Below are 5,990 nucleotides of genomic sequence, written 5' to 3'. Positions count from 1 at the left end.
AGGTTCGGCCTCTAGCGTCCGATAGGGGATGTGGAACGTCACTCGGCTGCAGGAAGGAGTCCCCGTGACCACGGTCCTTATTTGCGACGACCGGCGCAGTGTGCGGGAGGGTCTCACCCGCGTGATGTCGGCTGTCCCAGGGGTTAGCCGCATCGACTGCGTAGCGCACGGTGACGAGTTGTTGGCTCGGTTCTCTCGGCAGCCGGTCGACGTCGTACTGGTTGGCACCCAGCGCGCCGTCCCGACCGGGGTCGAAGCGACCCGGCGACTCGTCTCGGCCAACCCGCAGGCAAACGTCATCGTCTTCGGCGCACCGGACGACGCGGGCAGCATCGCTGCCGCGATCGCCGGCGGGGCCCGCGGTTACCTGCGCTGGGACGCCTCGCGCCCCGAGCTGGTCGCCGCGCTGGCGCACACGCTCGCGAGCACGAGCGTGCCCGCGCCGCGTCAACCGTCGGACCCGGGCGTCCAGCTCACCGAGCGCGAGCTCCAGGTGCTGCGCGGGATGAGCCAGGGCAAGAGCAACGGGCAGATCGGGCGCGAGCTCTACCTGTCCGAGGACACGGTGAAGACGCACGCCCGACGCTTGTTCCGCAAGCTCGGCGTCCGCGACCGGGCCCAAGCCGTCGCGCACGGCTTCCGGCGCGGCCTCGTCTCCTAGGGGACGCGGTCCCGCGGTGAGCACCCGCGGGGAGCACAAGGACTGACGGTCGGGGCACGACGCTCGCCGGATTCGTCAGGCGAGTCGCTCCGGCAACTCCTTCCTCCGGCCCAGCCCGGTGACGCCACGCGTCACCGGGCCGCCGTGCGTCCGGACCGCGTCGTGAGAAGCGTGTCGGCTGACCGGGCCTGTGGGCCTGTGGGCCCGGGTTGTGTCGACCTGCGCCGACCAGCGCCGACTCCGGGGTGTCGGCTGATCAGGTGAGGTCTAAAGACCCCACATGGACCCCATTGCCGAACATCCGGTCCCGCGACCGGTACGGTGAGCATCACCAGTACGGGCGACGTCGAGCGGCCCGTGCTGTCTTTGTCGATACGCCTACGCGTAACACCAGGGCAGTTGTCTGCGATGACCAACTTGGGGGACGGACTGGACGCCGAAGTGGGCGCAGCCGTCGATGGCGACCGCCACGCGATCGAGCGGCTCCTGGCATCCATCCGGCCCCTCGTGGTGCGGTACTGCCGCGCCAGAGTCGGAAGGCAGGAGAGGTCTTTCGCTTCGGCGGACGACGTGGCCCAGGAGGTGTGTCTCGCGGTGCTGACGGCCCTGCCCAGCTATCGCGACCAGGGTCGGCCGTTCTTGGCGTTCGTTTACGGGATCGCCGCGCACAAGGTGGCCGACGCGCATCGCTCCGCAGCCCGGAACCGGTCCGAACCGGTCCCGGAGGTGCCGGACGCCCCTGAGACCGAGGCCGGCCCCGAGCAGCGCGCCATGCAGGGCGAGCTGTCGGAGCGGATGGCCGTTCTCCTGAAAGTCCTTCCGGAGAAGCAGCGGGAAATCCTGCTGCTTCGAGTGGTCGTCGGCCTGTCGGCCGAAGAGACCGCCGACGCGGTCGGCTCCACGCCGGGCGCGGTACGGGTGGCGCAACACCGCGCCTTGGCCCGCCTGCGCAAGACGTTGGCAGCGGAGGAGGTGGTCTGAGTGGCTGACCAGCACGGGAAGGGCAACGGAAAAGTCGTGCGCGGACGAGATGAGAGACCGCCGCAGTCTGAAGACACCCTGGTCGACGAGGACTCGACGACCGGGCCGGGGGACGACCTCGCGGGGATCCGGGCTGATGACGCGTTGCTCGACGCCTTGGGCGGACGCGACGGTGACCAGCCGGAATCGCTCGTCGACGACGAACTGAACGCGCTGCTGCTGGCCTGGCGGCGCGAGGTGGACAGCCCGCCGGTGGGCGAGCTGGTCGACACCGACACCGCGGTGGCCACGATCGCCGCCGCCCGCCCCCAAGCGCGGGGCAGGCACCGCTTCCTCATCCCCCTCGCGAGCGCCGCCGCCGTGCTGGCGATCGCCTTCACCGGGATGAGCCTGGTCGCGCGGGACGCCGAACCCGGCGACGCGCTCTGGGGACTGACCAGGGTCCTCTACTCCGAGCACGCAAGGTCCGTCGAAGCCGCCGTCGCGGTCCGGGACGACCTCGACACCGCTCGCGTGGCACTGCGCGAAGGCCGGTACGGCGAGGCGCGTGACGCGCTGCTCAAGGCGGGTGCGAGCCTGCCGTCCGTCTCACCGGACGACGGCAAGGACGACCTGACCCAGACGCACGAGTCGCTGCTCGAGGAGCTGACGAGCACCACGCCGTCACCGAGCACGTCGCCCACCGCGGGGCCGACCACCACGCCGGCGGTGCCCACGACGACGACCGACAACCGGCCGTCGCCCGAGACGTCGACCACCCCGGAACCGGCCACGACTACCGTGCCGACGACCACCACGGAGCAGCCGGCCCCGACCACGGACGGCCCGGCGGCACCGCCGCCGCCCACGTCGGGCGAGTCGCCGGCGGGCGGCCAGACCCGGGACGAGTCGCAGACCCCCGGCGCCACCGACGGCAGCCAGTCGGCACCCGAGAACTGACCCGACCGCTTCGACGAAGCCCCGCTTGTGACGAAGCCCCCCCACGTTCGGGGGCGGGCTTCGTCACATCTTCAGCGGGCGCTCTCGGTCGCGGTGACCCCGTCGGCGTAGCCGCGGCAGTACTCCCAGCTGACGTAGGCCGCCGGGTCCGGGTCGTACGCGGGCTCGTGCGGGCGCATCCGGCCGTCGGCCAGCAGCTGCTCCAGGCTCGACCGCAGCAGCGCCCAGTCGTGGTAGTGCGGCTCCTGGCACTCGCCGCAGTCGACCACGATCCCCCTGACACCACGGGGTTCCAGCAGCGCCTGGTAGACGGCGAGGTCGCTCAGGTCACCGATCAGCTCGGTCCGCTCGGTGTCGTCCATCGGCGGGTGGTCGTGGTCGTGCTCGGGTTCACCGAGGGCCCTGGCCGGGTCGTCCGGGTCACCCGCGAACGGGTCTGGTGGCAACGCGTCGTGCGGCACGACCCCGCACGGTACCGGCAGGACCCCCGACCGCGTCCAGATACCATGACCTGAACCCATCGCCGCCTGTGGAAACCCGATCCGCGGCGGCGGGATCGCCGCACGACGGAAGGCAAGCCAGCCGCCATGACCAGCGAGCTCAACGCTGACGGAGTCCCGCCCAAGTTCGCCATGCTGGGACTGACCTTCGACGACGTACTGCTGCTGCCCGCCGAGTCCGAGATCGTCCCGAGCGGCGTGGACACCAGCACCAAGCTGTCGCGCAACATCACGCTGCGGGTCCCGCTGGCGTCGGCCGCGATGGACACCGTGACCGAGGGCCGGATGGCCATCTCGATGGCCCGGCAGGGCGGCATCGGCGTGCTGCACCGCAACCTCTCCTTGGAGGAGCAGGCCCGCCAGGTGGAGACCGTCAAGCGGTCCGAGGCGGGCATGGTGAGCGACCCGGTCACCTGCACCCCGGACGACACCATCAGGCACGTGGACGAGCTGTGCGCCCGCTACCGGATCTCCGGCGTGCCGGTGACCGACGGCAACGGCAAGCTCGTCGGCATCATCACCAACCGCGACATGCGGTTCGAGGTCGACCACTCGCGCAAGGTCAGCGAGGTGATGACCAACGGTCCGCTGGTCACGGCCCAGGTCGGCGTCTCGGCGGAGGCCGCGCTGGGCCTGCTGCGCAGGCACAAGGTCGAGAAGCTGCCGATCGTGGACGGCGACGGCAAGCTGCGCGGCCTGATCACGGTCAAGGACTTCGTCAAGACCGAGCAGTACCCGAACGCCTCGAAGGACCCGGACGGCCGGCTGCTGTGCGCCGCCGCGATCGGCGTGGGCGAGGACAGCTTCGCGCGGGCGATGGCGCTGGCCGACGCGGGCGTCGACGTGATCATGGTCGACACCGCGCACGGCCACCAGCGCAACGTGCTGGAGATGGTCGCCAAGGTGAAGAAGGAGCTGGGTGACGAGGTCGACGTGGTCGGCGGCAACGTCGCCACCCGCGCGGGCGCCCAGGCCCTGGTGGACGCGGGCGCGGACGGCGTGAAGGTCGGCGTCGGCCCCGGCTCGATCTGCACCACCCGCGTGGTCGCGGGCGTCGGCGTGCCGCAGATCACCGCCATCTACGAGGCCGGGCTGGCGTGCGCGCCGGCGGGCGTTCCGGTGATCGGTGACGGCGGCATCCAGTACTCGGGCGACATCGCGAAGGCCATCGCGGCCGGCGCGAGCGCGGTCATGCTCGGCAGCCTGCTGGCGGGCACCGCCGAGTCGCCGGGCGAGCTGGTGCTGGTCAACGGCAAGCAGTTCAAGACCTACCGGGGCATGGGCTCGCTGGCGGCGCTCCAGGGGCGCGGCGAGGGCAAGTCGTACTCCAAGGACCGCTACTTCCAGGACGACGTGCTGTCCGAGGACAAGCTGGTGCCCGAGGGCATCGAGGGCCGCACGCCGTTCCGCGGGCCGCTGTCGACCGTGGTCCACCAGCTGGTGGGCGGTCTGCGCGCGGCGATGGGCTACACCGGCTCGAAGACCGTCGCGGACCTCCAGCAGAAGCAGCTGGTGCGCATCACGGCGGCCGGTCTGAAGGAGAGCCACCCGCACGACATCACCATGACCGTCGAGGCGCCGAACTACACGACCCGCTGAACCGGGCGGCGCTGAGCTAAGGTCCACTGGTTTGAGCTGGCTCCAGGGAAGGACGACTTAAGGTGCGCGATCTGGTCGAGATCGGCATGGGCCGGACCGCGAGGCGGGCCTACGAGCTGGACGACGTGGAGATCATCCCGTCCCGGAGGACCCGGTCCTCCAAGGACGTCTCGACGGCGTGGCAGATCGACGCCTACCGGTTCGAGATCCCGCTGATCACCCACCCCACGGACGCCATCGTGTCGCCGGGCACGGCGGTCGCGATCGGTGAGCTGGGCGGGTTGGGCGTGCTCAACGCGGAGGGCCTGTGGGCCCGGCACGGTGACGTGGAAGAGGCCCTGTTCCGGCTGGTGCAGGCCGTGGAGGACACCGACGACCCGGCCGCGCCGGTGCGGGTGCTCCAGGAGCTGCACTCCGCGCCGGTGCGGATGGACCTGATCGCTGAGGCGGTCAAGCAGGTGCGCGAGTCGGGCGTGACGGTCGCGGTGCGGGTCAGCCCGCAGCGCGCGGCCGAGCTGACCCCGGACCTGCTGGCGGCCGGCGTGGAGATCCTGGTCGTGCAGGGCACGATCATCTCGGCCGAGCACGTGTCGCGCGACGGCGAGCCGCTGAACCTGAAGTCGTTCATCGCGGACCTCGACATCCCGGTGATCGCGGGTGGCGTGGGCGACTACCGGACCGCGATGCACCTGATGCGCACGGGCGCGGCGGGCGTGATCGTCGGCTACGGCTACACGCCGGGCGTGACCACGACGGACGCCGTGCTGGGCATCGGTGTGCCGATGGCCACGGCCATCGCGGACGCCGCCGCGGCCCGCCGGGACTACCTGGACGAGACCGGTGGCCGGTACGTGCACGTGATCGCTGACGGCGGCGCGCTGACCAGCGGTGAGATCGCGAAGTCGATCGCGTGCGGCGCGGACGCGGTGATGCTGGGCGAACCGCTGGCGGCGGCGTCCGAGGCGCCGGGCCAGGGTTTGTACTGGACCGCCGCGTCGGCGCACCCCTCCGTGCCGCGCAGCCACGTGTCGACCGGCGTGGACCAGGTCGTCGACCTGCGCAAGCTGCTGTTCGGCCCGTCGGTGGACCCGCGGGGCGTGACGAACCTGTTCGGGTCGTTGCGGCGGGCGATGGCGAAGACCGGGTACTCGGACCTGAAGGAGTTCCAGAAGGTCGGGTTGACGATCAGGGGTTGATCGTTGGCTGTTGGGGTTCGGTGAGAGCGTTGGTGGTCGGTCGGAGAGCGGTGGTCCCGCCCGGCTCGATTTGACATGGGGCCCTTACGGGCACCCCAGGCAGGCCAAAGCCGG

General features: G+C 71.2%; 6 protein-coding genes. 5 read left to right on the top strand and 1 reads right to left on the bottom strand.

Going from position 1 to position 5,990, the window contains the following annotated elements; translation table 11 throughout:
• Window positions 1–64: 64 nt before the first annotated feature.
• From AB0G02_RS11610 to AB0G02_RS11600, 3 genes are all read left to right on the top strand, one after another.
• A complete protein-coding gene (locus AB0G02_RS11610) occupies window positions 65–661 on the top strand; it encodes a response regulator transcription factor (protein ID WP_015805222.1) in 597 nt (198 codons plus the stop codon).
• 408 nt (window positions 662–1,069) lie between these two features.
• The gene (locus AB0G02_RS11605) at window positions 1,070–1,642 is read left to right on the top strand and encodes a sigma-70 family RNA polymerase sigma factor (RefSeq protein ID WP_033436769.1); all 573 of its coding nucleotides are present in this window, start codon (window positions 1,070–1,072) and stop codon (window positions 1,640–1,642) included.
• Window positions 1,643–2,581: an anti-sigma-D factor RsdA gene (locus tag AB0G02_RS11600; protein WP_360792704.1), complete on the top strand. Its 939-nt coding sequence runs from the start codon at window positions 1,643–1,645 to the stop codon at window positions 2,579–2,581.
• Between the two features lie 71 nt (window positions 2,582–2,652).
• On the opposite strand, the gene AB0G02_RS11595 is transcribed toward AB0G02_RS11600, so the two are convergent.
• Complete coding sequence (locus AB0G02_RS11595; RefSeq protein WP_360792702.1) at window positions 2,653–3,102, bottom strand: DUF5319 domain-containing protein; 450 nt, start codon at window positions 3,100–3,102, stop codon at window positions 2,653–2,655.
• A gap of 66 nt (window positions 3,103–3,168) precedes the next feature.
• Between AB0G02_RS11595 and guaB the strand changes: the two genes are divergently transcribed.
• Window positions 3,169–4,680, top strand: a complete 1,512-nt coding sequence (guaB, locus tag AB0G02_RS11590) for an IMP dehydrogenase (protein ID WP_360792700.1) — start codon at window positions 3,169–3,171, stop codon at window positions 4,678–4,680.
• A gap of 62 nt (window positions 4,681–4,742) precedes the next feature.
• Entirely contained in the window at window positions 4,743–5,876 is a 1,134-nt protein-coding gene (locus tag AB0G02_RS11585; RefSeq protein ID WP_360792698.1) for a GuaB3 family IMP dehydrogenase-related protein, read from the top strand.
• The last annotated feature ends 114 nt before the right edge of the window (window positions 5,877–5,990 follow it).

Source organism: Actinosynnema sp. NPDC023658 (assembly GCF_040639995.1).
GTDB lineage: Bacteria > Actinomycetota > Actinomycetes > Mycobacteriales > Pseudonocardiaceae > Actinosynnema.
This window is presented reverse-complemented; position numbering and strand designations above follow the sequence as displayed.